The organism is Billgrantia bachuensis, from assembly GCF_011742165.1.
Lineage (GTDB): Bacteria > Pseudomonadota > Gammaproteobacteria > Pseudomonadales > Halomonadaceae > Halomonas > Halomonas bachuensis.
On the sequence record NZ_JAAQTO010000024.1, the window covers coordinates 23,620 to 49,543 of the forward strand.

A 25,924-nucleotide genomic window follows, 5' to 3' on the forward strand; every position below is an offset into this window, starting at 1 on the left:
CTGCCTTAATCACTACTCAATAACGGACAGCGCGGTGCCCACGGCTGCGGTGTTGACCAGAGGCATGAGCCGTAACGCCCGCTTCTGGATTTGCTCGGCGTCCTCTCCCTCTACGTTCTCCCCCGCCAGAATTGAACGCAAAGCACCCATACTGCCGCGCGTGAGGTGATAGGCATCTCCCACCACGCCCGCAGCCGGTACAGAGTCCAAGCCATAGCCCTTGAATCCCCAACTCTGGCCACCAGACATCCATGAGCCCGGAAGTGAATTCACCGTGGCCAAGCCGTCCATGGGAATGCCGAAGCCACCGTAGATGTTGTTCATGTTCATCACGCCGATGACCTCGGCCATGCCGTCCGTGGCCTGGCGGACGTACTCCTCCGGGTCATCCTTGAGCTTGGATTGCACTGCCACCCGCCCGTTGTAAGCCAGGTATGCCAGCGCGGTGCTCCACATGAGTTTCTGGGCCAGGACTAGCGAGTTGCCGCGCAGGCCGTACATGAGCTGCTTTTCCAGACTGACCAGCGAGAAGGTGCGGAACTGAGTAAGTAACTTGCCGAGTTCCTTGTTCACCCAGATGCTGGACTCGCCGATAAAGTTACGCTGCATCTGGCGGCCCAGGACCGCGCCCATGGCGGCACCGAGCTTGTCCCGGAGTTCCGGGTCCATGCTGTCCGCCGAGAAGACACGGACCTGCTTGCCGTCAACGTCGACGTGCTCGGGTGTCTTGCGGATGTAGTCCAGCACCGCATGGAACTCGTCGTCGTCCAGGCCCGCATCCCGCCACACCTGGAGGTCTTGGTCCTTGAACGGCAGCTTGCCCTCCGCCGCCTGGAGCAACTGGTCCAGCATGGAGCGCTGGGCCAACTCCTCGGAGCCGTTCTGGATGGTGCGGAAGCCGGACAGGAGCATGTTCTTGTCCTGCACGTAGCCCGCTGCGTTGTTGTAGATGCGCTCCAGCTTCGATTGGGCATCCTCGCCCATATTCGCGGCCATGTAGTTCTTGGCGGTGAAGTAGTTCTCCTTGTTCCCGTAGGCGCCCATGATCCGGTGCACAGCCTCCAGCCTTGGGTCCTCGCGGTACTTGCCCACCTGGAACCAGCGGGTGGCCGGGACGTTCTTCAGGGTGCGGCGCAGGCCGAAGGTGACGAGGGAGTTCGAGGCTTCCGCCAGCGATGCGGCACCGTTCCAACCGAGCCGGAGGATGCCGGTCGCTTTGCGCAGCCCCCGAGAGGCACGGATCGCCCCCTGAGTCCAGGAGCTGTAGTTGGTGTCCAGCGTCTCGCCCATCAGCAGGCGCACGGAGTCATGAAGCATCTCGGCATACTGCTGGAGGCGGCCATCGTTCTGGTCGCCCAACATACGAGCCAGTCGCTTTACCTCTGCCTCATCCCCTGCCTTGCGGGCCTCTGTGAGTTGGGTTTGAAACAGGTTCCGGGCGTCCCGCACCGCCTCGTCTATCGCCTCGTCCGCCTGCATACGGGTCTTGAAGCCCTGGCGGGCCAGCGCAGACTCCCCTGCCCCCTCGCGCACGTAGTTCATCACCACATCCTGCGAGGTGTTCAGCAGGTCCACCATGCGCACGCCGTTGTGCTCGTAGGACATGCTCGCGCCCAGGCTGAACTTGGCGCGCTTTGACACGCTCTCGTTTAGCCGGACATCCGCCATGTCGTCCAGGAGCCGGTTCACGGCGTCCTCGTCCATGCCAGCGGCCCTAAGCTCCTTGCCCAACTGCTCGCGGTTCGCCTCGCTGAAGATTTGGCGAATGCCGGTCTGACTGTCCAGCCCCTTGTCCAGCGTGCGGCGCATCTGGGCACGGGCCACCATGCGGGCGGTGTTCTCGGAGAGCTTGATCCTGCCACGCTGGTAGGCGCCCGCCAGGACATCCTCCACCGCCTGCTCGCCATACTGACGATAGGCACTCTGCATCTTGGTGGTGTCCAGGATGAACGGCATGTAGCGCCCGTCATGCTGCACGTTCTCGTAGCCGTGCACGCCTGCGGCCTTGCGGTCCTCCAAGGACTGCTTGAGCATCGCGGCGCGGGCCTCGGCTGCCTTGGCGATTGCGGGGTCCTGGCTCTTGTTCTTGCCACGCATGTGCAGCACTACGAGGTTGTCGAACTCCCGGCGCTCCGGGGCGATGCCCAGCTCCATCTTCCAGCCAGGTATGCCTCGGGACTTGGCGAACTCCAGCGCAGCCTCGCGCTCCAGGCCGCCCTCGGCGTTGACCGCCCGGCGCATGTAGAGGTCCTGATAGTGCGCGGCAGGGATGTGACCCTTGAGGCCCGCCTGCGGATTTGCGTTCAGCTTGATGTTCAGGCCCCGAATCAGGTTCGACGGCGCGGCATCCAAGGTGCTGAAGGCAGATTGCAGGTAGTCCTTGGCCTTCTGGCCGGGGTACAGGTGGTTCTGCCAGTTAGCGGGCATCCGCTCTGCCAGGCGCACGCCGTCATAGATCGCCTCCCATGCGCTCCCGGCCTCATCGACAAGGTGCATCTCATCAGCGAACTGTGCCCCTTGGGCTTGCGCCGCGCCTACTGTGCTGCCTGCGGGCTTGTCGGCGGCCTGCGGGTCTACGACTGTAGACTGCTCGGCGTCTTCCTTGGCGGCCCGCTCTGCCCGTACAGCGGCTGCCTTGGCATGCGCAGCCTCGCGCTCTGCCTTGGCCACCGGCCCCATGCGGGCCTCTTCCAGTGCGTCGAAGCGCTCCTTGAGCCGCGCCGGGATTACGCCGTTCTGAAGGCGGGAGATGTCTTTCCACGCCTCCTGATACTTGGCGTCGTCCGCCTGGCGCTGCCGGAGGTTGTCTATCTCCTCCTGCAACGGGCGCACCCTGGCCTCCATGGCCTCTTTGCGCGCTGCGTTCTCGGCGGCATTGGCCCGTCGCTGGCGGTTCGGCACTCCAGGGTTCGTGGACAGCCGGGTGCTGGCCTCCTCCTCTTGGATGCGCCGGATGCCGTGCTCTAGGTCCACGATCCGGGCCTCGTCCTGCTTCCGGGCGCCTCGGGACAGGCGCTGCTCTGCCTCGGGCATCAGCTCATCCGCGAGGGTTTGCCGGGAGTCTCGGGAGGTGAGTACGCTATTGTCCAGGTGTCGCTGAATCTCGTCGCCTAGGTCTGCCGCTCGGGCAGCTTGGGTCACGTCCAGCAGGTCGCTGTCTACGGCTACGGCGGCCTCCCAGCTCTCCGAGTCCCGCTGCGGTTGAAGGTGCACGCTGCCGTCAGACTTCCTGAACGGGCGCACGGCTACCGGGATCGCCCCAGAGACCAGCCCGCCACCGATACCGGCGAGCACGACATCGTGCCAGTCCTTCGTGGTGTCGTTCTTCATCAGGTAGCGCTCTAGACCGGCAGAGCCGACGGCACCTGAGCCGACGGCACGCAGGGTCTGCCCAAGGAGGGTTGCCCTGGCGGCAGCGGAGCCGCCCCCGGTGACAAACATCAGAGGGAGCGCTGACGGGTCCACGATACCTGCCAGAACCTCCGCGCCGATGCCCTTGAGCCCGGCCCGCTGGATGGTCTCCAGGTTCGCCCGGTTCTTGTCCACGGCCTGGAGCCGCGCCCGGTAGTCCCGTTCGTTCACAGCGCCCGCCACGAACTCCAGCTCGCGCTCGTTGAACTCGCGGGCCAAGGGCTTCAGGTCCTGCTCGGAGACCCGATAGTTGGGGTCAAGCTCTTGGCGGTTGCGCTCGGCCATCTCGTCCAGGGACTTATAGAGGAAGTTCCGTTGCTTCGCGGCGTCCCAGGTCTCGCCCCAGGACGGCGTGTTCGACTGGCGCTCGGCTTCGATGGCCGCTTCCTGATGCCGGTTCTCCCGGATGTTCGGGCTCCGGCCAATGCTGCTCGGTTGCAGCGATGGTATTAGGTCAGTCATGCGAGTCTCCTTAGTTAGCTGGACGTGTCTATTCCTAGACTTGCTTCCGCTCTTCTTTAGTGGGCTATTTGCAAAGGCTACTAACAGAACTGCCTTCCTATTGGTCCCGTTAAACCGTCCGCTTGGAGAACCTGCACCTCCGCTGTAGGATGCAAGAGCACCCCCACAGGCGGAATTGAAATGACATTTGCAAAGCGTTTGCGGCGAGCAAGAGAAGCGGCGGGGTTAAATCAGACAGAGCTATCCAAGCGGCTGAAAGTCACACCACAGTCTGTCCAGTTATGGGAAAGCGAGGGAGAGAAGTCTACGACTCCTAGAACTAACCGTGTTCGACAAATAGCCAAGACCCTAGGGGTTCGTGAAGACTGGCTACTCTTTGGCAGGGGCGAGGGGTTGGCCCACGCGCCCCCTCGCTGGGCTAGAGAGGTCCCACTATTCCGTCTTAGCGAGATAGGCCCGGAGAGCCGCCAGGGATGCCATCCGCCCAAGGTACTCTGCCCCACTCCTTGTTCCCCTTCTGCCTTCGCGGTCCAACTAGACGACAGTTGCTTAATCCCCGACTCTCTGCCGGGAGACACCTTGTTCGTAGACCCGGACGTGTTACCACGCCATGGAGACTTGGTTATCACTCGGCCCGATGGCGACGATGATTCCAAAATAGAAAATCACCCCTCAAGAGACAGAAAACTTGTCGGAACAGTGATTTATTTAGGGCGCCACACAATAAAATAAATCTACAATTAATAGACCAACTCGCCCGCCATTAATAACACTCAAACCCTGGCAACTTTATTCTTGCAATTACAAGCAAAACTTGTAGCATTACCGCTCTAGTTTCGACAGAACTAGAAATACCAGCCTTATTTACCAGCCAAGTCTAAGGACTCCCTTATGCTACTCGATCAGTATTGGACGGCAGAAAAGCTGCACCTTGAGCAAATGGACCTTGAGCGCCAGATGCACGACGCAGGCGTCCAGCGCTTCAAGAAAGCCCAGCAACGCGCCATCGACCAAGGCGAGGCCAGCGGCACCGCCTACAACACCCGGCTGATGCGCGAGCTTGTGCACCCGATGGCCCAAGGCATTCAGGCGTACCTGGAGTACTACCAAGGGCGGCCCGGCAAGAGTACCCAGGCCATCGCCAAGCTCAGGCTGCTGGACCCGCTCACCGCCGCCTTCATTACTGTCAAAGTGCTGTTCGACTCGATCCCCGCCAAGGAAACACTGCAAGGGACCTGCATCAAGCTGGGCCGGAAGATCGAGGACCAAGTGCGCTTTGCGAAGGTGGAGGACACTGCGCCCCGCTACGTGCAGGCGATCAAGGAGTCTCTGAAGAAGGCGCACAGCAAGCACTACCGGCACCGCCGGAACGTCATGGCCAGCACCGAAGCCAAGCTAGCCGATACCGTGCGCGGGGAGTACGTGAACGACCTGGAGCGCTGGGTGGACTGGAGCAAGAAGGACTGCCTAGGGCTGGGCCTGGCGCTGGTGGAGATTGCCCAGAGCAGCCTGGCTTACAACGACGAGCCGGTCTTCCAGCTTGCGCAGGACGGCAAGCGATCCGCCTACCACCTCCAGGTATCCGCTGCCGTGCAGGGCTGGATTCAGGAGTACACGGACTTCATGGCGCAGCTCTCCCCGGACTACACGCCATGCGTGATCCCGCCGCGCGATTGGGTAGCGCCGAAGGTCGGCGGGTACTTCTCTCGGGAAATTTCCCGCACGTTGCCGCTGGTGAAGGTGAACCGCAGGAAGCACCTTAACCGCCTGACCCGTGAGCAGATGCCAGAGGTCTACGCCGCAGTAAATACCCTCCAGCGCGTGCCGTGGCGGGTGAATCAAGCGGTACTGGCAGTGGCCGAGGAAGTGCTGGAGCGGGACTTGTCCCTAGGCATGCCGCAGAAGGAGCCCTACGAGGTCCCGCCCGCCCCGGTGCCGGACGACCTGCGAGACCTGCGAGGGCCGGAGCTACGCGCAGCGATGGGCGAGGCGGACTATGCCAAGTTCACGCACTGGAAGGTCGAGAGCAGCCAGGTGCACCGCAAGGAACGGGTACGCCGCGCGCAGTGCTACGAGGTGGGCAGGGTTGTGTCTCACGCTAGGCGCTTCAGCATCTACCCTGGATTGTACTTCGTCTACACCCTGGACAGCCGAGGCCGCGTGTACTGCCGTAGCTCCCTCCTCGGCCCGCAGGGCGGGGACATCCAGAAAGCCCTGGTGCACTTCGGGGAAGCATTGCCGCTCGGAGAGCGTGGCCGGTACTGGCTCGCCGTGCATGGTGCCGGAGTCTGGGGCAACGACAAGGTGCCGTTCGATGAGCGCGTGAGGTTCATAGAGGAGGACATGCGCGAGACTATCAAGGACATCGTGGCAGACCCCTGCACCTTCCGGGATTGGACCAGCGCCGACAAGCCCTGGCAATTCCTCGCCTGGTGCTTCGAGTGGGCCGCGCTCCTGGAGCACACCGCAGCGGGCGAGCCTAGCTATACCTTCGAGTCCCGTATCCCTGTGGCCATGGACGGCTCATGCTCCGGCATCCAGCACTACAGTGCGATGCTACGCGACAGGCGAGGCGGTGCCGCAGTAAACCTGACGCCCGGCGATACTCCAAGCGACATCTACGGCGAGGTGGCCGAGGTGGTGCGCGGGAAGCTAGCCAGGATCGTCAAAGGTGAGAACGTGGAGGTGATGTCACAGAAGAAACCGCTCAGGGGGAAAACCTTGGCAAAAATCGCACGGGCGTGGCTGGACTTCGGCGTGGATCGCAAGATTTGTAAGAAGCCAGTCATGACCCTTCCGTTGACCGCCTAGCGGAAGTAAAACCCGGTGAACTCAGGGGAACTCCAGTTGGCGCTGGGAAATCCTGAGCCGAGCTGTAGCCACCGTCAGGGCCACGACTGCGCTACCTAGACACTAGCGATTATTAGTCATCTTGAATTGGCGTTCAAGAGGCCGGCAGTGAGCAACAGAGGGTGCAACGACTATCGAAACCCCGCCGTAGCGGAGGGAGTAGAGTACCTGGCAAGTGCCGGGGAAGCGCCGGGCAGGTGGAAGGCACCATAGAGTGTACGGCCTGATGATATAGTCTCACCTGCATGGTGACATGCAGCAGCCCTCCCCAGCCTGTAACTGGCGGTGCTCAGGATGAGCGCCGAGGGCGGGGTGCGTCTAACGAACGCGCCTGAAGATCGTGATGGCAGCACAATGATTACTTGCCGTGAGGCAATCGAGGACCACGTAGCAGACATACAGGCTGCCGAGGAGGCCCGTGCAAGGGCCGCAGGCACCAAGCCTATGGCAGTACACCCCTTCGGCGATCCCGCCTCTGAGCTGCCGATGGTGGACGCTGTAGCGGTGCTCACCAGGGTGATCTGGGACAGTATCGGGGAGGTGGTAGTGGCGGCGCGCGACGGCATGGCCATGATTCAAGGTATCGCAAGGATAGCGGCGGCCAAGAACAAGCCGCTCACCTGGACCACACCTACCGGCTTCATTGTGGAGCAGGTGATCTATCGGGACGAGGCTTACCGTGTTCGCACGCAACTATTCGGGGGCATGGCCCTACAGCTACGGGAGCCGACCGAACGCCTGGACGTGCGCAGGATGAAAAGCAGTGCTGCGCCTAACTACGTGCACAGCATGGATGCCTCGCACCTCATCAAATCCGTGAATGGTTTTCACACCGCAGGTATCGACAGCATCGCAGTCATCCACGATTCCTTTGGCACGCATGCCGGGAATACGGATGCACTCCGCGCTGTGCTGAGTCGGGAGTTCGTGGAGCTGTACATGGAGAACCGCCTGGAGGAGTTCAAGGAGGAGGTGGAGGAGTCGCTGTGGGAGGAGATTGACCTGGAGGTGCCGATGGTTGGCACGTTGGACCTGCTGGAAATTATCGAAAGCAATTACTGCTTCGCCTAAGCGCAGCAACTGAGCCCGGCAACCTTCCTGCCGGGCTCTGCATTAAAGCATCCTAGCTAACATACCCCCATGTAATTCCCTTGACGCAGCTAGTAATTGCAGACCGAGAAACACCGTACTCTCTTGCCAGAGCATTAGGCCCATTGACTTTGCACCCCCACACAAATCTTGCACGTATAGCTCGCACCTTTTCCACAGTTAGCCCCGGCTTCGCCTCAGACATACCAGGAGGAAGTGACCACCCTTTACAGCTACGAGACCGGCCGCACACCAGGCTACTAATGGTCCCTTGGCTCAGCCCCGTGGCTATAGTTGCAGCCTTCTGCCCGATGAAATCATGCAGCAACCCATCTGGCCCAAGCAATGTGAATTTCTTACCACTATAATTACCCCTATATCTCCCGCGCTCTATCGCATCTCGGATATTGTCGCTATGATCGCCCACCTCAAGATGCGCCGGGTTAACGCAACTCTTGTTATCGCACTTATGCCGAACTACCAGCCCATCAATGCTGGCAAGCTGTAGCCCATTTGCCTTACAGTAAGCAACGCGATGCGCCCCGATTGTTCGGCCTTCCATATACCCCCGGCCATACCCGTCCCTGCCCAATCTCCCCTGATGCTCTATGCATTTGTCCACTTAGCTCTCCCTGTAATCTGATTAATGAGGCCGCAGCGGCAAATAAACCACTGCGCCGGGCCATCTCACAGCGCCCTTGTCTTCTTTAGTGGGCTCTTTGCTAGTGGCGGGTTAGAGTGGGAGAAAACAAGGAGGCAGCATGCAGGCTTTCATCGACTGGATCGCAGGATGGCCGGGGCGGGTTTACTCAGACATCGTGAGCACTGACGCGGGGACGTGGCTCGTATTGGCAGGCTTCGCCTGGCTGGTCTGGATGCTCGCCTATGGCGACCGTAAGGCGAGGGAGGCGCGGCGCGAATCCGAGGATCGAGAGGCAGCACAGCGCCCAAGGCGGGAGCTATCGCCACGTGACGCAGCGCTAAGGAAGGAATGCTTACGCAGGGAGCGCGAGGCTATGCGCAGGAGGTCAGAGGGGCCTTGATCCTGCGCCCGGATAACTCCATTAAGGCAGGCCATGCAGGAGCAAAGAACAGACAGATGGCTAGGCCTGACCAGACTACTGCGAATAGACCAGTCTACACTTGTAGACCTGAACCCGGCCGGTTGAGTCCGGTTCGGCTGGTCTAGCAGTGTTTATGTTGGTTGGTTCAAGCAAGCGAGAGCACCCAGAGAGGCCGCCAGAGTCGCGCTAGCGCCCTACCCGCTACCTACACCTTGCCTCGCCTTAGCATTTCGCAGCGACACAAGGATGTGCTCCAGCGTCCTTGCTACCTGTCCGGCCCGTTCCGATTTGGTAGCCCGCCACACCGCTCCTCAACGTCCAACATTCTTTGCAGCAGGTAAGCGGGTGACCCCGGCGCTCCAAGCGCTTCCGCTATTTTGACGATCCGGTAACGGATGCCGGTCTATGGTTTCACCTACATAAGAGGCGCACATATCAGCCTATCAAGCCCCGAGCCCGCGAAGCGATTCGAGAGGGGGTGTTGCGCTCGCGTCTGATGCTTCGGATAGTGACGAGGGTCAATAGCGCAACAGGAGGGGACCATGGCAGACCTGATGGGGGTGGTACCGGGGCTCAAAGCCGCTTATGAGATTGCACGTGCCGCCAAGGACGTGAACGACCAGACAAGGCTCAACACGGCGATCAGCGAGATTCTAGAACAGCTCACTTCGGCTCAGTTCGGGCTGCTTGAGATGCAGCAACAGCATCAGCAGCTTCTCGATGAGAACCGCCAGCTGCGCGAGAAGGTTGAGAAAGAGGAAAGGTTCGAATGTTATCGGCTGGAGCGGACCCGATTGGGTGGCTACATCATGCCGCTCAAGGAGGAGTACGTGAGCCCTGACCAGCCTGCACATGCTATCTGCGTTCATTGCCGTGAAGATGGAAAGCGCTCCGTTCTTGCTCACTACGAGTACAACTATTACTGCAACAGCTGCAAAACGAGCGTGCATCACACCGAGATCCCTTCGAACCCACCATCAAGCACAGGGGACTCATGGTGCACTTGGTGAGAGCAATTCGGTCATTGTTGGATGTCGTTTAACGTGTCGCATCCCATCCTGCACCATGTCGCAAGCTACGCCGCACTACGCGGGCAGAGAATGTACCCATATGAGTATACCTGGACAGGCACAGCTCTGAATGCGCCAAATATGTACCTATAAACCGCCCTTTACAACCCAAACGGTTACAGCTATATTGAGCACACCCTAACGGTTACACCAGTATTCGGAAGCGCAGCCATGACAAACCAGACATTCATCAGGGCATACCTCAGGGCGTCCAGTGAGGATCAGAACGCCAACCGCGCCAAGACGGCCCTCACGAGCTTCGCTAACGAGCGCGGGCGGAAGGTGGCAGCGTGGTACGTGGAGAACGCCAGCGGGGCTAGAGCACATCGCTCTGAGCTGATGCGGCTGATTGATGACGCCGAGCCGGGCGATGTGCTGCTGATCGAGCAAGTTGACCGCCTGACCCGCTTGAACAAGGGCGATTGGGAACACCTCAAGGGTGCGATACAGACCGCTGGCATACGCATAGTGTCCCTAGACTTGCCCACCAGCCATGCAGCCATGACCGTCAGCGCCAGTGATGATTTCACAGGCCGTATGCTGGACGCGGTAAACGCGATGCTTATGGACATGCTGGCCGCAGTAGCCCGCAAAGATTACGACGACAGGCGCAGGAGGCAGGCGGAGGGTATCCAGCAGGCCAAGGAACGAGGCCAATACAAGGGACGCCCATCAGACCAGAAGCTGCACCAGCGCATCAGAGAGCTTCGGGGCCAGGGCCTCAGCGTTCGCAAAACGGCAGACATCTTGGGTTGCAGCCCTAGCACCGTACAGCGGGCCATCAAGGCAGCTCAGTAAATCTGATACCGCCCCACAAGCCCCGCTACGGCCTGCACCGCCATAGCGCTACCTTGGGTAGCCCCACGCCGCCTGAAGCCTCTGAGGGACGCTCTTGGGCTCAATGACAGCCACCCAAGCGGCCCGCCTCTCCCAGCTCCATCAACGCTACTGCTGGGTGGCATGACAGCCCTGAAGCATAAGGCATGTATCCCTTATATCCTGCAAACCCCCTGGCTGCCTTGGATTGCTTGGGATGTCCTGGACTGCCTGGACTGCCTGGATTGCTTGGGATGTCCTGGACTGCCTGGACTGCCTGGATTGCTTGGGATGTCCTGGACTGCCTGGACTGCCTGGATTGCTTGGGATGTCCTGGACTGCCTGGACGCGATAGCTACCCGTTTCTTTCTTTACTCTCTCCTAACGGAGCTTCCTGGACTGCTGGACTTCCTATGCTGCTATTCTCCTATAGTGGGCTATTTGTATAACTTATTGATTCCTCGTCAACTCCCGCCTGCGGCGGTTGCGGGCCAGAGGCCCGCCAAGGTGAGGAATAAGTAGTATTGGTGGGCTAGCCGCCCTTGCCCTCGCACCTCGCCTAATGGCCTGGCTCGCTGCCGCGACAGCATCACGGCGGTGCTCGGCAAGCACCAGCACTCCCTCCCCCCATCTCAAGTAACAGCGACTCCGGGCGATAAGTAAGTTGATGCCTTATACCGGAGATACCAAAGTGAAAAACGGCCTGTCATCCCTCAAATCAACCCTCGAAGCGTCCCTAGGCGGAATGTTCCTCACGCTCATGTTCTTTCAGCTACCGCTGTCGGTGCTGGGCTTCATGTATCTGTTCGATATGGTGTGGTGGCAGGCTGGCATAGCTGCCCTGATCATGTCTGGCGTACCGCTGATAAACATCATAGGCGGGGTAGCTATGAGCATTCTGGGTGTGGTCTCGCTCATCTCTATGCTCTTCTAACTAACCGGCACAGTCGGGCGCAGCGGGTGCACCCTACTAGCGCTGGACATGCTTGGCGATTGGCTGGGCTCCTGGCTGGCAAATCGGCCTAGCGGATCGCCGGAGGTTGAGGAAACCGAAGGGGGCCATGGGGGCGAGGGCGGCGCGGAACGCGACAGATACCCCCACAGAACTGCTCACAATATTTTGTATTAGGGATATGCCCTAGGGAGCACCTGGAAGCGCGAGGAAGCCTGCACCGCTACGTAGGCTTAGGGTATGCTGAGAAAACGGCGGGAAGGCCGCGAGGGGCGCGAGAATCCCAATGCAACGATGCCGCCTAGGCTTGAGGCAGGCAAAGACACTTATCAGGCACAAGTGTCACGCTAAGTGTCACTAGAGCGAGGATCGCAGCGAGGTCGTGAGGATAGGCCATCAAGGGAAATGCCCATAAAAACAAAGAGCTATTAGTGGTACCGGCGGTCGGACTCGAACCGACAAGGGCTTGCACCCGGCGGATTTTGAATCCGCTGCGTCTACCAATTCCGCCACGCCGGCAGCGCCGAGCATTATACGTGGCCGGCGCCGCAGGTCAATCGCTAGGCCTGACGTGCAGCGCGATTTTCGGTATCCTTGCCGGCTGTTTGCGGCTGCTCGGCAGCCGCCCGTTTCGATCTCATCGCGGACACGACCTGCATGCAGCGCGCCGACTTCCATTACGAGCTCCCCGAAGAGCTGATCGCCCGCTATCCGTCCGAACGGCGCAGCGACTGCCGGCTGCTATGCGTGAGCGGCGAGACCGGCGAGCGCACCCATCGCCGCTTCACCGACCTGGTGGAGCTGCTCGAACCCGGCGACCTGCTGGTGTTCAACGACACCCGGGTGATCCCGGCACGCCTCCACGGCCATAAGGCCAGCGGCGGCAAGGTGGAGATGCTGCTGGAGCGCCCGCTTGATGCCCATCGCGGCCTGGCCCACCTCCGTTCCAGCAAGTCGCCCAAGCCGGGCACCGAGCTGATCTTCGAAGGCGACGTACGCGCCGTGGTCGAGGGTCGTCGCGAGGCGCTGTTCGAACTGCGCTTCCTCGGCGAGACGCCGCTGATCGAGCTGCTGGAACGCCACGGCCACATGCCGCTGCCGCCCTATATCGACCGCGCCGATGAGCTCGCCGACCGCGACCGCTACCAGACCGTCTACGCCCGTCGCGACGGCGCCGTAGCCGCCCCCACCGCGGGACTTCATTTCGACCAGCCGCTGCTGGAACGCCTGGCGGCGAAAGGCATCGAAAGCGCCTTCGTCACCCTGCACGTGGGCGCCGGCACCTTTCAGCCGGTGCGCGCCGACGATATCCGCAAGCACCAGATGCACAGCGAATGGATCGAGGTGAACGAGACGGCTTGCGACAAGGTGCGCAGCGCCCGGGCCGCGGGGCGCCGCGTGATCGCGGTGGGCACTACCAGCGTGCGCTGCCTGGAGAGCGCCTGCATGAAGAGTACGAACGGCGAGATCGCCCCGTTCAGCGGCGAGACGGACATCTTCATCTATCCCGGCTACGAGTGGCGCTGCGTGGATGCGTTGATCACCAACTTCCACCTGCCCGAGTCGACCCTGCTGATGCTGGTGTCCTCCTTCGCCGGGTATGAGACCACCATGGCGGCCTATCGCGATGCCGTAGCAGAGCGCTATGCATTCTTCAGCTATGGCGACGCGATGTTCCTGACCCGCAAGCGTTCCTGAACCCCAAGACTTCCTGACCCGCAAGGCGTCCTTCGTTCCGACGCCTTGCAGTAAAGACGAGATATCCATGCGAAACGAATGCTTCATGTCCTTCGAGCGACTGGCCAGCGACGGTCGGGCCCGTCGCGGTCGCCTCACCTTTCCTCGCGGCACGGTGGAGACCCCGGCCTTCATGCCGGTGGGTACCTACGGCACGGTAAAGGGCATGACGCCCGCTTCAGTGGAGGAGATCGGCGCCGAGATCATTCTCGGCAACACCTTCCACCTGTGGCTACGCCCCGGCACCGAGGTGATCGAGGCCCACGGCGACCTTCACGACTTCTCCCAGTGGCACAAGCCAATCCTCACCGACTCCGGCGGCTTCCAGGTCTTCTCGCTGGGCGAGATGCGCAAGATCACCGAACAAGGCGTGCATTTCCGCTCGCCGGTGGACGGCGCCAAGGTATTCATGGGCCCCGAAGAGTCGATGGCGGTGCAGCGCTCGCTGGGGTCCGACGTGGTGATGATCTTCGACGAGTGCACGCCCTACCCGGCCACCGAGAAAGAGGCCGAACTCTCCATGGAGCGCTCGCTGCGCTGGGCGCAGCGCTCCCGCGATGCTCACGGTGACTCACCCTCGGCTCTGTTCGGCATCATCCAGGGGGGTATGTACCCCGAGCTGCGCCGCCGCTCGCTGGCGGGCCTGCTCGAGATCGGCTTCGACGGCCTGGCCATCGGCGGCCTCTCGGTGGGCGAACCCAAGGAGGAAATGATCCGTGTGCTCGACTATTTGCCGCAGTGGATGCCCGAGGAGACCCCACGCTACTTGATGGGCGTGGGCAAGCCGGAGGATCTGGTTGAGGGCGTACGCCGTGGCGTCGACATGTTCGACTGCGTCATGCCCACCCGCAACGCCCGCAACGGCCATCTCTTCACCGCCGAAGGCACGATCAAGATTCGTAACGCCAAGCACCGCCACGATACCCGCCCGCTGGAGGAGGATTGCGACTGCTACACCTGCCGGCACTTCTCGCGGGGGTACCTTCACCATCTGGACCGATGCGGCGAAATGCTCGGCTCGATGCTCAATACGATCCACAACTTGCGCTATTATCAGCGCCTGATGGCCGGTTTGCGCGGTGCCATCGAAGCGGGTACATTGGCTGACTTCGTGGAAGGCTACTATGCGCAGCGGGGGCTGCCGGTACCTGACGCACCAGATTGACAGCCGGCCGATGGCGCCAGACCAGGCGCCACCGGCCGTCATCAGTTGCTTACTCATTCGCGACCCAACTTACCTTCTCAGGAGATACGCTTCTCATGCTGGACTTCTTCATCTCCCCGGCCATGGCCCAGGACGCCGGTGCCGCAGGCGGCGGCATCGCCCAGATCGTCATGCTGGTCGGCTTCGTGCTGATCTTCTACTTCCTGCTGTGGCGCCCCCAGTCCAAGCGTGCCAAGCAGCACCGCGAGCTGGTCGGCGGCCTGTCCAAAGGCGACGAGGTGGTGATCGGCGGCGGCCTGGTGGGCCGCATCACCAAGGTGGGCGACGAGTTCCTCACCCTGGAGATTGCCGACAACACCGAGGTCAATGTACAGAAGAGCGCCGTGGCCAACGTGCTGCCCAAGGGCACCATCAAGTCCATCTGACGTCTATGCTCCTTGCCCTTGCCGATGGCTCCCCCCGAGCCGGGTGACGGCGAGGGCCGCATGGCGGCCGGGTGCCCTCCTCACTCACGGGTCGGGTGCTCGGCCGCGCTGCCGTCCAGTAGCCTTATTTACGCAACCTAGGCAGGGCTCCCATGCTCAACCGTTACCCCTTGTGGAAGTATCTGCTGATACTCATCGTGCTGCTCGTCGGCCTGGTCTACTCGCTGCCCAACCTCTACCCCGAAGATCCGGCGGTTCAGATCAGCAGCGCCCAGGGCGACTCCACTCTCGATGAGACACAGCTCGAGCGCGTCCAGCAGTCCCTTCGTGAAGCCGGTATCGAGATCAAGGCCATCGAGCGCGACGAGACCAGCGTGCTGATTCGCCTCGATGACCCCGACAAACAGCTGCGCACCCGCGACCTGGTCGCTGAGCAGCTCGGCGACGACTTCGTGGTCGCGCTCAACCTCGCCGAATCCACCCCCGACTGGCTCCAAGGCCTGGCCGCCTCGCCGATGACCCTGGGCCTGGATCTGCGCGGCGGGGTGCATTTCCTGCTCGAGGTCGACATGGACGCGGCGGTGACCCAGCGCCTGGAGGTCAACGCCAGCGCCATGCGCGAGCAGTTGCGCAGCGAGCGTATCCGCTATCGTGGCACCGATATCGACGGACGTACCCTGACCATCACCTTCGCCAGCGAAGAGGATCGCGATAGTGCACGCCGGCTGATCAGCCGCGAGTTCCGCGATTTCGACTACGCCAGCGAGCAGGAGGGTCGTGCCTCGCTGCTGATGATGACGCTGACCGAACAGGCAGTGGCCGAGATCCAGGACTACGCCATCAACCAGAACCTCACTACCCTGCGCAATCGCGTGGACGAACTGGGCGTGGCGGAGCCATTGGTGCAACGCCAGGGCCCGGATCGCATCGTGGTCGAGCTGCCCGGGGTGCAGGACACCGTGGCCGCCAAGCGCGTGGTGGGGGCCACCGCCAACCTGGAGTTCCGCCTCGAGGCGCGCCCGGACACGCCGGACGCCGAGACCGAGACCTTCGCTTTCCGCAACAATCCCAGTCGCACCGCCGACCTGATGCGCGACGTGATCATCACCGGCGACAGCGTCTCCAGCGCCAACCACAGCTTCGACGAGAACGGCCGGCCTCAGGTCAATATCAACCTGGACGGCACCGGCGGCACGCTGATGAACCGCGCGACGCGTACCAACATCGGGCGCAACATGGCGGTGCTGTTCATCGAGCACAAGTCTCGCGACCGGGTAGTGATGGAAGATGGCGAGGAGGTTACGGTTCGCGAGCCCTACACCGAGCGCGGCCTGATCAGTCTGGCCACCATCCAGAGCGCGCTGGGCAACAGCTTCCGCATCACCGGGCTCGACTCGCCCACCGAGGCGTCGGAACTGGCCTTGCTGCTGCGTTCCGGCTCGCTGGCAGCGCCGATCTACTTCGTCCAGGAGCGCACCATCGGCCCGAGCCTTGGGGCCGAGAACATCGAGCGCGGCATCCTGTCGGTACAGGTCGGCCTGCTGCTCGTGGTGCTGTTCATGCTGATCCGCTACAAGGTGTTCGGTATCTTCGCCAACCTGGCGCTGGCCCTGAACCTGACCCTGCTGGTGGCGGCGATGTCGCTGCTCGGCGCCACCCTGACGCTGCCCGGCATCGCCGGCATCGTGCTGACGCTGGGCATGGCAGTGGACGCCAACGTGCTGATCTTCGAGCGAATACGCGAGGAGTTGCGCGGAGGCCTGTCGATTCAGCAGGCGATCCATGCCGGCTACGAGCGCGCCTTCAGCTCCATCGTCGATGCCAATATCACCACCCTGCTGGTGGCGGTCATCCTGTTCTCGATCGGCACCGGCCCGGTCAAGGGCTTCGCCGTGACCCTGTCGCTGGGGATCCTCACCTCGTTGTTCACCGCACTGATGGTGACCCGCGCGATGGTGAACCTCACCTACGGCGGCAAACCGGTCAAGAAGCTCTGGATCTAAGGCTCACCAACTTGAGGTGGTTATGAAGACCCTCGTCAACCGTCAGTTCGACTTCATGGGCAAGCGCCGGATCGCCTTCGTGCTCTCCGGCCTGCTGATCCTGATGTCGATTGCCTCGCTACTGTTCCAGCAGCTCAACCTGGGGCTGGATTTCACCGGCGGCACGCTGGTCGAGGTGCGCTACGCTGTAGCCCCCTCGCTGGATGCAGTGCGCCAGATTCTGGAAGGCGCTGGCTTCCGCGATGTTTCCGTGCAGACCTTCGGCGCCTCCAACGAAGTGCTCATTCGCCTGCAACAGGCCTTCGATCCCGACGTCGGCGAGCGGGTGGTCAGCCTGCTACGCGCCGAAGGCAGTACAGTCGAACTGGTGCGTGCCGAGTTCGTCGGCGCCCAGGTCGGTGAGCAGCTGCGCGACCAGAGTGGCCTGGGCCTGCTGGTGGCGCTGGGCGTGGTGATGCTCTATGTCGCCTTCCGCTTCCAGTACAAGTTCGCCATCGGCGCCCTGTTGGCTCTGATTCACGACGTGATCGTCGTGGTTGGCGTCTTCTCGCTGTTCCAGCTGGAGTTCGACCTCACCGTGCTGGCCGCGCTGCTGGCGGTAATCGGCTATTCACTCAACGACACCATCGTCGTCTACGATCGCATTCGCGAAAGCATCCGTACCTCGCGAATCGACGATATGCCGGCGATCTTCAACGAAGCCATCAACCTCACCCTGTCGCGCACGCTGGCGACGTCCGGCACCACCTTGCTGGTATTGCTGGCGCTGCTGGTCCTGGGAGGCGAGATGCTGGAAGGCTTCTCCATCGCCCTTATCGTCGGCATCGGGGTGGGTACCTTCTCCTCCGTCTACGTGGCGTCAGCACTGCTGCTCTCCGTGCACCTGGAGCGCAAGGATCTGATTCCGCCGAAGAAGGAAGTGGATGAGGAAGAGGAGCAATTGCCCTAGGAAAGGCACCATGATCTTGCTGCGCTCGATATCTTGGGCGCAGCGGTGCTCTGAAACGCAAACCGCCCCCGCAGTGCTGCTGCGGGGGCGGTTTGCGTTGAGGGTGTGCGAGTCTAGAAATGCGGTTTGAGCTGCTGCACCAGGGCCTTGTACAGGCGCGGACCGGCGGCCATCATTTGGCCTTCAGCCTCTATGCCGGGCTGACCGTCGGGCGTGCCCATCAGGGCACCGGCTTCCTTGAGCAACAAACTGCCGACCAGGCGATCCTGCTCCTCCAGTCCCAGCACAAAGGCGATATCGACACGACCCGCGGCAAGTTCGGCCATGTCCAGCAGACCGCTGCCGGTGGCCACTTGGGCCTCGACTTGAGGGCCAAGCTGTTGGGTCAGGGTCAGGTAGGCGGGCAGGTGGCGCGAACGCTGCCAGCTTTCGGGCAGGCTCATGGCCATCCGGGCCCCGAGAATGGCGTTGGTCTTGGGTACACGAATACGCTTGCCGTTATGCTGCGCACCGCGGCCACGGCTGGTCAAGTATTCGTCGTCGCTGAAGGGGCAGATCACCACCGCATGCTCCGGGCGTCCCTTAACCAGGCACACTACCGACAGGGCAAAGCCATTGCCGGCCACGCCCAGGCTGGAGTAGCCGTGAAAGGGCTCGATGCGCCATTCGGTGTCCCGGCCTTCACCTTCACCGGCGCGATGCGGCGTGAAGCGGCCGCTGACCCCGTGCTGGGGATAACCGCGGTTGAGCTGGCGCACGATCAACGTTTCGGCATTGCGTGCGGTGTCCTCGAGCAGGCGCTCGAGGTTGTGTTCCTCATGAGCGTTCTCGATGCGCTCACGAATGCGCAGGAACTGTTCGGCGGCGCTGCGCGTGGCGCGCAGGACGAATTGGACCATCGGATGCATGATCGGGCCTTGGAGCGTCGGTGATGTTAAAGAACAGGCTAGTTCGAACGCGTAGGTCGAGTCGGACGCGGCGTACGCGGTCGAACGCGTGGCGCGCATCCTAGCAGAATCGTTCCACATCCGCCATTGCCCTTGGCGAGCATGGTAGACTTGCCCCCTTCCCTGGGTTAACCGTGCTTACCACGTCAACGGCAGAGGCAGTCCCGCATGCTCGACCGTATTCGCATCGTGCTGATCGGCACCAGCCATCCCGGCAACATCGGCGCCGTTGCCCGCGCCATGCACAACATGGGGCTCGCCGACCTGGCCCTGGTCGCACCGCGCTGCGAGCCGCTGACCAGCGAGAGCATCTCGCGAGCCTCGGGGGCCGATCATATCGTTCACGCCGCGCGCCGTGTCGAGACACTCGAAGAAGCCGTCGCCGACTGCACCCTGGCCGTGGGCGCCAGTGCCCGTTCACGCACCCTGCCGTGGCCGATGATCACGCCGCGCGTGCTGGGCGAGCGTCTGCCGCAAGAGCTTAGCGCGCCCGAGGCGCGGGTGGCGCTGGTGTTCGGCCGCGAGGACAGCGGACTTTCCAACGCCGAACTGCAGCGCTGCCATGCCCACGTGCACATCCCCACCAACCCGGACTTCAGCTCGCTCAACCTGGCCGCCGCGGTACAGGTGCTGGCTTACGAGTGTCGCCTGGCTTGGCTCGCAGCCGACGGCGGTGCGGGCGAGCAGGAAGAGGAGACGCACCAGCCGCTGGCAAGCCACGCGGAGCTCGAGAACTACTTCTCTCATCTCGAGCGCACCCTGATCGCCATCGGCTTCCATGACCCGGCCATGCCGCGCCAGTTGATGGCTCGGCTGCGGCGCTTCACCCTGCGTGCGCGCCCCGAGCGCATGGAGCTCAACATCCTGCGCGGCATTCTGTCCGCCACCGAGAAGTGCGCCCCGGGAAAGAGCGACGAAAGCTGAATGAGTGCCGCAACAAAGGCGTGTAAAGTCGACGAAACGAGCGCAGACACAGCACTTTCGGGCTTCGCGCGGCAGGTGTCTTGAACGCGACCCGCTGCGCCCCCATATGATGGGACTGTTACATACCGCTTTTTCGCTGCCCAGGCCGCCTCACCGCCACCAAGGACCGCTGCATGTTTCAACGACTGCGCGAGGACATCAATAGCGTATTCGCCCGTGACCCGGCGGCGCGCAACTTCCTGGAAGTACTCACTAACTATCCAGGCCTGCACGCACTGCTGCTCCACCGCCTCGCCCATTGGCTGTGGCGGAAGCGGCTCAAGTGGCTGGCGCGCACCCTGTCGACCTTCTCGCGCTGGCTCACCGGCATCGAGATCCATCCCGGAGCGAAAATCGGCCGGCGCTTCTTCATCGACCACGGCATGGGCGTGGTGATCGGCGAAACCGCCGAGGTGGGCGACGACGTCACCCTCTACCAGGGCGTGACACTGGGCGGCACCAGCTGGCACAAGGGCAAGCGTCACCCGACCCTGGGGGACGGCGTCATCGTCGGCGCCGGCGCCAAGATTCTCGGCCCCTTCATCGTCGGCGCCGGGGCCAAGGTCGGCTCCAATGCGGTGGTGACCAAGGAAGTGCCTGCCGGTGCCACGGTAGTCGGCATCCCCGGCAAGATCGTCAAGCGTACCGAGCCGGATATTGCCGAGGCGCTGGAGGTCGACCCCGCGCGCCGCGAGGCGATGCGGCGCAAGTTCGGCTTCGATGCCTACGGCGTGAGCGAGGACATGCCCGACCCAGTGGCACGCTCGATCCAGGCCATGCTCGATCACATGCATGCCGTGGACGAACGCGTCGAGCGCATGTGCGGCACCCTGCGCAAGCTCGACGCCAGCTATCGCGAGGGCAAGCTGCCGGCGCTGCGCGACGAGGACTTCGCCGATATCCTCTCCGATGTCGATTCCTGCTGCGGCCCCACCGTCGATTCCGGCGACGGACATGACGTAGATCAAGGCGGACAGGACCCCTCGCGGGGGAATGGTTGACCTTCGCACTCAGGCTTTACCATAATGGCGTATTGATTCACGGCTCGCCGCCAGCGGCGAGCGCTCGCTGACCTTACGGTCCAGTCCACGGGCCGAGGTACGCTTTCCGATGCGCCTGAAGAGCCCGCTATGCGTTTGACTACCAAGGGACGCTACGCCGTCACCGCCATGCTCGACCTGGCCCTGAACGCAGACAAGGGACCCATTTGCCTGGCCGACATCTCGCGCCGCCAGGAAATCTCCCTGCCCTATCTGGAGCAGCTCTTCGCCCGCCTGCGTCGCGCCGGACTGGTCAACAGCGTACGCGGCCCCGGGGGCGGCTACCTGCTGGCGATACCTGCGGCCGAGATATCGGTATCGCGGGTCATCGACGCCGTCGATGAATCGGTCGACGCCACGCGCTGCCAGGGCCTGTCGGATTGCCAGCAGGGCGATACCTGCCTGACCCACCACCTGTGGTGCGACCTCTCCGAGCAGATCCGTGGCTTCCTCGACGGCATCACGCTCGGCCAATTGGTCGAGCACGGCGACGTGCGCCGCATTGCTGCCCGCCAGCGCAGTCGTCACGACGACAACACCATCCTGACCTCCTCGCCCTGATCGCCCGGCCGAGGAACAGACTGGAGATTTCCGCGAGACCATGAGCGCCCTCGTCTATCTCGACTACGCCGCCACCACTCCGGTCGACCCCCGTGTCGCCGAGGTGATGCAGCGCTATCTCACTCTCGACGGCACTTTCGCCAACCCCGCCTCGCGCAGCCACATGCTCGGCTGGCAGGCGGAACAGGCAGTGGAGAGCGCGCGTCGCCAAGTCGCCGACCTGATCGCGGCCGACCCGCGCGAGATCGTCTGGACCAGCGGCGCCACCGAGGCCGACAACCTGGCACTGATCGGCTTCATGCGTGCCAATCGTGAGCGCGGCCGCCATTTGGTGACCTCGGTCATCGAGCACAAGGCGGTGGTGGATACCGCCACCGCACTGGAGAACGAGGGCTTCGACGTCACTTGGCTGACGCCGGGGCGAGACGGCCGTGTCACGCCCGAACAGCTGTCCGAGGCCATGCGCCCCGACACCATTCTGGTGTCGCTGATGGCCGTGAACAACGAGCTGGGCAGCATCCATGACCTGGCAGCCCTCGCCGAGGTGGTCCATGCCGGGGGCGCCGCCTTCCATGTCGACGCCGCCCAGGGCGTGGGCCGCCTCGATCTCGACGTGAGCCGCCTTGGCATCGACCTGCTGTCACTCTCGGGCCACAAGGCCTATGGCCCCAAGGGCATCGGCGCGCTCTATGTGCGGCGCAGCCCGGACCTGCGCATCGAGCCATTGATCCACGGCGGCGGCCACGAGCGCGGCATGCGCTCCGGCACCCTGGCCACCCATCAGATCGCCGGCATGGGCGAAGCCTTCAGCCTGGCCGTCGCCGAGGGCGAGGCCGACCAGGCGCGCATCCTGGCACTACGGAACCGCCTACTCGATGGGCTGTCCGACCTGGACGGCATTCATTGCAACACCGTGCTCGAAGTGGCGGTACCCAATATTCTCAACCTGGCCTTCGAGGGGGTCGACGGGGAGTCGCTGCTGATGGCGCTGCGCAGCATTGCCCTGTCGACCGGGTCGGCATGCAATTCTGCCAGCGTCGAGCCATCCTATGTACTGAAGGGTATCGGCGTGCCCCGATCGCTGGCCCTGGCTTCGCTGCGTTTCAGCTTCGGTCGCTTCACCACTGAGGCCGATATCGACGCGGCTCTCGAGGCCCTTCGCCATGCCCTTCCGGGCCTGCGACGCTAGTCGTCGCCCACCCATTTTCGCTGCAGGAGAATGAACATGGCGCACCTATCGATCACCACCAACGCCGCCGAACAGATCCAGCGGGTGCTCGAAGAGCGCGGACAGGGCCTGGGCTTGCGTGTCTCGGTCAAGCCCAGCGGCTGTTCCGGCTATAGCTACGTGCTCGATTTCGCCGACGAGGCCGCCAATGACGACGCGGTATTCGAAGAGCACGGCGTCACCGTCTTCGTCGCTCCCGAGGCGCTGGAGATGCTCGACGGCAGCGAAGTCGACTATGTCTCGGAGGGGCTCAATCGCTTCTTCCGTTTCAACAACCCCAACGTCAAGGATCAGTGTGGGTGCGGCGAGAGCTTCACCGTCTGAAGAAACACTGCACAAGTGTCTGCGCGGGCAAATCGCTGCGTTGCGCGCTGCTGGTGCGCCAGCCCGGTCGACATCCTCACCTAGTACCGCATAGGCTCCGGTGTCTGCGCTGCGTGCGCCTTACGCTTCACTCAGCTCGCCGACTTGTGCAGCGTTTCTTTCCGCAGGAGTGGCGATTGTTCAACGCCCGCTGGCAGCGGTATACTCTGCGCCCAAAGTTTTCTCGCGCTGACTCGCCACGTGCAGCACTCTCGGCACGCGGAGACGAACGCATCCAGAATCCGTAGCGCCGCGCCATGCCGCCCCATCCGGGTTGGTACGGCGCGGCGCTATCCCCATTCGAACCTCAGTGGAGACAGGCCCATCATGGCAACCGAACGCACCCTTTCCATCATCAAGCCCGACGCCGTCGCCAAGAATGCCATCGGCGAGATCATCTCCCGCTTTGAAAAGGCCGGCCTCAAGGTCGTCGCCGCCAAGATGCTGCATCTCTCCGAAGAGCAGGCCGGCGGTTTCTACGCCGAGCACAAGGAACGTCCCTTCTTCAAGGATCTGGTGGGCTTCATGACCTCCGGCCCGGTGGTCGTCCAGGTGCTGGAAGGCGATGACGCCATTGCCAAGAACCGCGACCTGATGGGTGCCACCAACCCCAAGGAAGCCGCTCCGGGTACCATTCGCGCCGACTTCGCCGAGACCATCGACGCCAACGCCGTGCACGGCTCCGACTCGCCGGCTTCCGCCGAGCGTGAAGTGGCCTATTTCTTCAATGCCGACGAGATTCATTCACGCTGAGGCTTCGGCCGATCGTGCAATCCGCGGGGGCGCTCCAGCCCTCGCTCTCGTCCCGCCCCGACCTACGTGATGCCATGACCGCTACCACCGCCCAACGTACCAACCTGCTCGGCATGACTCGCGAGGAGATGGAAGCCTTCTTCCTCTCCATCGGCGAGAAGAAGTTCCGGGCCGCCCAGGTGATGAAGTGGATCCATCACGAGGGCTGCGACGACTTCGAGTCCATGACCAATCTCTCCAAGGCGCTGCGTCAGCGGCTCGCCGAGGTGGCCGAGATTCGCGGGCCCGGCGTAGTCTACGAAGGTACCTCCAGCGACGGCACCCGCAAATGGGTACTGGAAGTGGAGGATGGCAGCTACGTGGAAACGGTGCTGATCCCTGCCGACAACGGCAAGCGCCGCACCCTGTGCGTGTCGTCCCAGGTGGGTTGTTCGCTCGATTGCAGCTTCTGCTCTACCGGCAAGCAGGGCTTTCAGCGTAACCTCACCGCCGCCGAGATCATCGGCCAGGTGTGGGTCGCCCAGCGTAGCGTGGGCCCGCGCAAGGATACCGCCAATCGTCCGGTCACCAATGTCGTGATGATGGGCATGGGTGAACCGTTGATGAACTACGACAACGTCGTGCCGGCGATGAAGCTGATGCTCGACGATAACGGCTACGGACTCTCCAAGCGGCGTGTCACCCTGTCCACCTCCGGGGTGGTACCGATGCTCGACAAGCTCGGCGACGAGCTCGACGTGAGCCTGGCCATTTCGCTGCATGCCGCCACCGACGAGCTGCGCAGCGAGCTGGTGCCGCTCAACCGCAAGTACAACATCCGCACCCTGCTGGACGCTTGTCACCGCTACCTGGCCAAATGCGACGACACGCGCATGGTCACCATCGAGTACACGGTGATCAAGGACGTCAACGATCAGCAGGAGCACGCTACGCAGCTGGCCGAGCTGTTGCACGAGTTACCGTGCAAGATCAACCTGATCCCGTTCAACCCGTTCCCCCATTCGGGTTACGAGAAGCCGTCGCGCAACCAGGTGATGCGCTTCCAACAGTGGCTCTATGAGCTGGGCTACACGGCGCCGATCCGCAGTACCCGCGGCGACGACATCGATGCCGCCTGCGGCCAACTGGTAGGACGCGTCAAGGATCGTACACGCCGCCACGAGCGCTATATCCGCTCGATCCAGATCGACGCCGACTGAAGCGGGATGGCTGCCTTGACTTCAACACGTCACGGCGCTTTGATGGACAGGCTTTTTTTCATCCTGGCCAGCGCCATTCGGGCGCCAGGCATGCTAGACATCGACAGCCCGACAGGCCCGACCATGAGGATGCCATGACGCGTTCCCCCTATCTGCCAAGCCGACGCATGCTGCTGGTAGCGATGGTGGTCGTTTCGTTGTGGCTCTCCGGCTGCGCCAGCCTGGCCGAGCAGGAGGCCGAGACTGGCCCGACCGAGGCTTTTACCGAACTGGGCATGGCGTACCTTGAGCGAGGCAACCTGCCGCGCGCCATGGCGGCACTCAATCGAGCCCTCGAGCGCGACCCCGACGACCCCGAGGCGCTGCAGGCCATGGCCATCGTCTACCAGCGCCAGGGCGAGCGAGAGCAGGCCGACGAGATGTTCCAGCGGGCTCTCGCTGCCGACCCGGGCAACAGCCGCGCGCGCAACAATTACGCCGCTTTTCTCTATGAGCACGGCCAGGTTCGGCGCGCCTGCGAGCAACTCGAGCTGGCTTCACGTGATACCCGCTATGCCAACCGGGCCCAGTTGTTCGCCAACCTGGGACAATGCCAGTGGGATATCGGTGAGATAGGGGAGGCGAGACATAGCCTGGAGCGCGCCCGAAGCCTCGACCCGCGCAACCCGAGAAGCTATTTCACTCTGGCTGCGCTGGAACTGGCCCAGGGCAACCCCGACCGCGCCCAGCAGCAGCTGGAAATTTTCGTAGGGCTTGCCGGCATGACGCCGGATGCCCGGACACTGGCGCAGCAGATCAATGCCGCCAACGCACAGAACATGACCGTCACCCCCGGCACCGATACCCAGCGTGACGCACCTTGATCAACGACTCCAAG

General features: G+C 62.7%; 22 protein-coding genes and 1 tRNA gene. 19 read left to right on the top strand and 4 right to left on the bottom strand.

The window, feature by feature from the left end; all coding sequences use genetic code 11:
- Window positions 1–12: 12 nt before the first annotated feature.
- Entirely contained in the window at window positions 13–3,873 is a 3,861-nt protein-coding gene (locus HBJ55_RS09995; RefSeq protein ID WP_167113673.1) for a hypothetical protein, read from the bottom strand.
- 180 nt (window positions 3,874–4,053) lie between these two features.
- Between HBJ55_RS09995 and HBJ55_RS22700 the strand changes: the two genes are divergently transcribed.
- The 3 genes from HBJ55_RS22700 to HBJ55_RS10010 all read left to right on the top strand — a co-directional run bounded on the left by HBJ55_RS22700 (window position 4,054) and on the right by HBJ55_RS10010 (window position 7,794).
- On the top strand, window positions 4,054–4,605 hold the full coding sequence (locus HBJ55_RS22700; protein WP_167113677.1) for a helix-turn-helix domain-containing protein: 552 nt from the start codon (window positions 4,054–4,056) through the stop codon (window positions 4,603–4,605).
- Between the two features lie 159 nt (window positions 4,606–4,764).
- Window positions 4,765–6,684, top strand: coding sequence for a DNA-directed RNA polymerase (locus HBJ55_RS10005; RefSeq protein ID WP_167113680.1), 1,920 nt, complete (start codon window positions 4,765–4,767; stop codon window positions 6,682–6,684).
- A gap of 333 nt (window positions 6,685–7,017) precedes the next feature.
- The gene (locus tag HBJ55_RS10010; RefSeq protein WP_167113683.1) at window positions 7,018–7,794 is read left to right on the top strand and encodes a DNA-directed RNA polymerase; all 777 of its coding nucleotides are present in this window, start codon (window positions 7,018–7,020) and stop codon (window positions 7,792–7,794) included.
- Window positions 7,795–7,846: 52 nt separating this feature from the next.
- On the opposite strand, the gene HBJ55_RS22705 is transcribed toward HBJ55_RS10010, so the two are convergent.
- On the bottom strand, window positions 7,847–8,374 hold the full coding sequence (locus tag HBJ55_RS22705) for an HNH endonuclease (RefSeq protein WP_167113686.1): 528 nt from the start codon (window positions 8,372–8,374) through the stop codon (window positions 7,847–7,849).
- Between the two features lie 1,044 nt (window positions 8,375–9,418).
- On the opposite strand from HBJ55_RS22705, the gene HBJ55_RS10020 reads away from it, so the two are divergent.
- The 3 genes from HBJ55_RS10020 (at window position 9,419) to HBJ55_RS10030 (ending at window position 11,696) form a co-directional block, all read left to right on the top strand.
- A complete protein-coding gene (locus tag HBJ55_RS10020; protein ID WP_167113689.1) occupies window positions 9,419–9,886 on the top strand; it encodes a coiled-coil domain-containing protein in 468 nt (155 codons plus the stop codon).
- Window positions 9,887–10,117: 231 nt separating this feature from the next.
- Window positions 10,118–10,744 (top strand): recombinase family protein, encoded by a 627-nt coding sequence (locus HBJ55_RS10025; RefSeq protein ID WP_167113692.1) that lies wholly within the window; start codon window positions 10,118–10,120, stop codon window positions 10,742–10,744.
- Between the two features lie 709 nt (window positions 10,745–11,453).
- The gene (locus tag HBJ55_RS10030; RefSeq protein WP_167113695.1) at window positions 11,454–11,696 is read left to right on the top strand and encodes a hypothetical protein; all 243 of its coding nucleotides are present in this window, start codon (window positions 11,454–11,456) and stop codon (window positions 11,694–11,696) included.
- Between the two features lie 450 nt (window positions 11,697–12,146).
- On the opposite strand, the gene HBJ55_RS10035 is transcribed toward HBJ55_RS10030, so the two are convergent.
- A tRNA-Leu gene (locus tag HBJ55_RS10035) sits at window positions 12,147–12,233 on the bottom strand.
- A gap of 138 nt (window positions 12,234–12,371) precedes the next feature.
- On the opposite strand from HBJ55_RS10035, the gene queA reads away from it, so the two are divergent.
- The 5 genes from queA to secF all read left to right on the top strand — a co-directional run bounded on the left by queA (window position 12,372) and on the right by secF (window position 17,993).
- On the top strand, window positions 12,372–13,412 hold the full coding sequence (queA, locus tag HBJ55_RS10040; RefSeq protein ID WP_167113700.1) for a tRNA preQ1(34) S-adenosylmethionine ribosyltransferase-isomerase QueA: 1,041 nt from the start codon (window positions 12,372–12,374) through the stop codon (window positions 13,410–13,412).
- Between the two features lie 85 nt (window positions 13,413–13,497).
- A complete protein-coding gene (gene tgt, locus HBJ55_RS10045; protein WP_206022482.1) occupies window positions 13,498–14,616 on the top strand; it encodes a tRNA guanosine(34) transglycosylase Tgt in 1,119 nt (372 codons plus the stop codon).
- Window positions 14,617–14,711: 95 nt separating this feature from the next.
- Window positions 14,712–15,041: a preprotein translocase subunit YajC gene (gene yajC / locus HBJ55_RS10050; RefSeq protein ID WP_167113705.1), complete on the top strand. Its 330-nt coding sequence runs from the start codon at window positions 14,712–14,714 to the stop codon at window positions 15,039–15,041.
- A 152-nt stretch (window positions 15,042–15,193) separates the two neighbouring features.
- The gene (gene secD, locus HBJ55_RS10055; protein WP_167113708.1) at window positions 15,194–17,044 is read left to right on the top strand and encodes a protein translocase subunit SecD; all 1,851 of its coding nucleotides are present in this window, start codon (window positions 15,194–15,196) and stop codon (window positions 17,042–17,044) included.
- A gap of 22 nt (window positions 17,045–17,066) precedes the next feature.
- Entirely contained in the window at window positions 17,067–17,993 is a 927-nt protein-coding gene (gene secF, locus HBJ55_RS10060) for a protein translocase subunit SecF (RefSeq protein ID WP_167113711.1), read from the top strand.
- Between the two features lie 113 nt (window positions 17,994–18,106).
- Here secF and HBJ55_RS10065 read toward each other — a convergent pair whose 3' ends face one another.
- A complete protein-coding gene (locus HBJ55_RS10065) occupies window positions 18,107–18,901 on the bottom strand; it encodes an inositol monophosphatase family protein (RefSeq protein WP_167113714.1) in 795 nt (264 codons plus the stop codon).
- Between the two features lie 207 nt (window positions 18,902–19,108).
- Here HBJ55_RS10065 and trmJ point away from each other — a divergent pair, with 207 nt between their 5' ends.
- From trmJ to pilW, 8 genes are all read left to right on the top strand, one after another.
- Window positions 19,109–19,864 (top strand): tRNA (cytosine(32)/uridine(32)-2'-O)-methyltransferase TrmJ, encoded by a 756-nt coding sequence (gene trmJ, locus HBJ55_RS10070; protein ID WP_167113717.1) that lies wholly within the window; start codon window positions 19,109–19,111, stop codon window positions 19,862–19,864.
- 173 nt (window positions 19,865–20,037) lie between these two features.
- The gene (gene cysE, locus HBJ55_RS10075; protein ID WP_167113721.1) at window positions 20,038–20,904 is read left to right on the top strand and encodes a serine O-acetyltransferase; all 867 of its coding nucleotides are present in this window, start codon (window positions 20,038–20,040) and stop codon (window positions 20,902–20,904) included.
- Window positions 20,905–21,033: 129 nt separating this feature from the next.
- Entirely contained in the window at window positions 21,034–21,504 is a 471-nt protein-coding gene (gene iscR / locus HBJ55_RS10080; RefSeq protein ID WP_167113724.1) for a Fe-S cluster assembly transcriptional regulator IscR, read from the top strand.
- A 40-nt stretch (window positions 21,505–21,544) separates the two neighbouring features.
- Window positions 21,545–22,693 (top strand): aminotransferase class V-fold PLP-dependent enzyme, encoded by a 1,149-nt coding sequence (locus HBJ55_RS10085; protein WP_167113727.1) that lies wholly within the window; start codon window positions 21,545–21,547, stop codon window positions 22,691–22,693.
- 36 nt (window positions 22,694–22,729) lie between these two features.
- Window positions 22,730–23,056, top strand: coding sequence for a HesB/IscA family protein (locus HBJ55_RS10090; RefSeq protein ID WP_167113730.1), 327 nt, complete (start codon window positions 22,730–22,732; stop codon window positions 23,054–23,056).
- 366 nt (window positions 23,057–23,422) lie between these two features.
- On the top strand, window positions 23,423–23,848 hold the full coding sequence (gene ndk, locus HBJ55_RS10095; protein ID WP_167113734.1) for a nucleoside-diphosphate kinase: 426 nt from the start codon (window positions 23,423–23,425) through the stop codon (window positions 23,846–23,848).
- 74 nt (window positions 23,849–23,922) lie between these two features.
- On the top strand, window positions 23,923–25,047 hold the full coding sequence (gene rlmN, locus HBJ55_RS10100) for a dual-specificity RNA methyltransferase RlmN (RefSeq protein WP_167113737.1): 1,125 nt from the start codon (window positions 23,923–23,925) through the stop codon (window positions 25,045–25,047).
- Between the two features lie 134 nt (window positions 25,048–25,181).
- Complete coding sequence (gene pilW / locus HBJ55_RS10105) at window positions 25,182–25,910, top strand: type IV pilus biogenesis/stability protein PilW (RefSeq protein ID WP_167113740.1); 729 nt, start codon at window positions 25,182–25,184, stop codon at window positions 25,908–25,910.
- Window positions 25,911–25,924: the final 14 nt, after the last annotated feature.

What these genes read in the sequence shown, in the direction of transcription:
- HBJ55_RS09995 (WP_167113673.1), bottom strand. Translation starts at nt 3,873, where the DNA reads ATGACTGACCTAATACCATCGCTGCAACCGAGCAGCATTGGCCGGAGC.
- HBJ55_RS22700 (WP_167113677.1), top strand. Translation starts at nt 4,054, where the DNA reads ATGACATTTGCAAAGCGTTTGCGGCGAGCAAGAGAAGCGGCGGGGTTA.
- HBJ55_RS10005 (WP_167113680.1), top strand. Translation starts at nt 4,765, where the DNA reads ATGCTACTCGATCAGTATTGGACGGCAGAAAAGCTGCACCTTGAGCAA.
- HBJ55_RS10010 (WP_167113683.1), top strand. Translation starts at nt 7,018, where the DNA reads ATGAGCGCCGAGGGCGGGGTGCGTCTAACGAACGCGCCTGAAGATCGT.
- HBJ55_RS22705 (WP_167113686.1), bottom strand. Translation starts at nt 8,374, where the DNA reads ATGGAAGGCCGAACAATCGGGGCGCATCGCGTTGCTTACTGTAAGGCA.
- HBJ55_RS10020 (WP_167113689.1), top strand. Translation starts at nt 9,419, where the DNA reads ATGGCAGACCTGATGGGGGTGGTACCGGGGCTCAAAGCCGCTTATGAG.
- HBJ55_RS10025 (WP_167113692.1), top strand. Translation starts at nt 10,118, where the DNA reads ATGACAAACCAGACATTCATCAGGGCATACCTCAGGGCGTCCAGTGAG.
- queA (WP_167113700.1), top strand. Translation starts at nt 12,372, where the DNA reads ATGCAGCGCGCCGACTTCCATTACGAGCTCCCCGAAGAGCTGATCGCC.
- tgt (WP_206022482.1), top strand. Translation starts at nt 13,498, where the DNA reads ATGTCCTTCGAGCGACTGGCCAGCGACGGTCGGGCCCGTCGCGGTCGC.
- yajC (WP_167113705.1), top strand. Translation starts at nt 14,712, where the DNA reads ATGCTGGACTTCTTCATCTCCCCGGCCATGGCCCAGGACGCCGGTGCC.
- secD (WP_167113708.1), top strand. Translation starts at nt 15,194, where the DNA reads ATGCTCAACCGTTACCCCTTGTGGAAGTATCTGCTGATACTCATCGTG.
- secF (WP_167113711.1), top strand. Translation starts at nt 17,067, where the DNA reads ATGAAGACCCTCGTCAACCGTCAGTTCGACTTCATGGGCAAGCGCCGG.
- HBJ55_RS10065 (WP_167113714.1), bottom strand. Translation starts at nt 18,901, where the DNA reads ATGCATCCGATGGTCCAATTCGTCCTGCGCGCCACGCGCAGCGCCGCC.
- trmJ (WP_167113717.1), top strand. Translation starts at nt 19,109, where the DNA reads ATGCTCGACCGTATTCGCATCGTGCTGATCGGCACCAGCCATCCCGGC.
- cysE (WP_167113721.1), top strand. Translation starts at nt 20,038, where the DNA reads ATGTTTCAACGACTGCGCGAGGACATCAATAGCGTATTCGCCCGTGAC.
- iscR (WP_167113724.1), top strand. Translation starts at nt 21,034, where the DNA reads ATGCGTTTGACTACCAAGGGACGCTACGCCGTCACCGCCATGCTCGAC.
- HBJ55_RS10085 (WP_167113727.1), top strand. Translation starts at nt 21,545, where the DNA reads ATGAGCGCCCTCGTCTATCTCGACTACGCCGCCACCACTCCGGTCGAC.
- HBJ55_RS10090 (WP_167113730.1), top strand. Translation starts at nt 22,730, where the DNA reads ATGGCGCACCTATCGATCACCACCAACGCCGCCGAACAGATCCAGCGG.
- ndk (WP_167113734.1), top strand. Translation starts at nt 23,423, where the DNA reads ATGGCAACCGAACGCACCCTTTCCATCATCAAGCCCGACGCCGTCGCC.
- rlmN (WP_167113737.1), top strand. Translation starts at nt 23,923, where the DNA reads ATGACCGCTACCACCGCCCAACGTACCAACCTGCTCGGCATGACTCGC.
- pilW (WP_167113740.1), top strand. Translation starts at nt 25,182, where the DNA reads ATGACGCGTTCCCCCTATCTGCCAAGCCGACGCATGCTGCTGGTAGCG.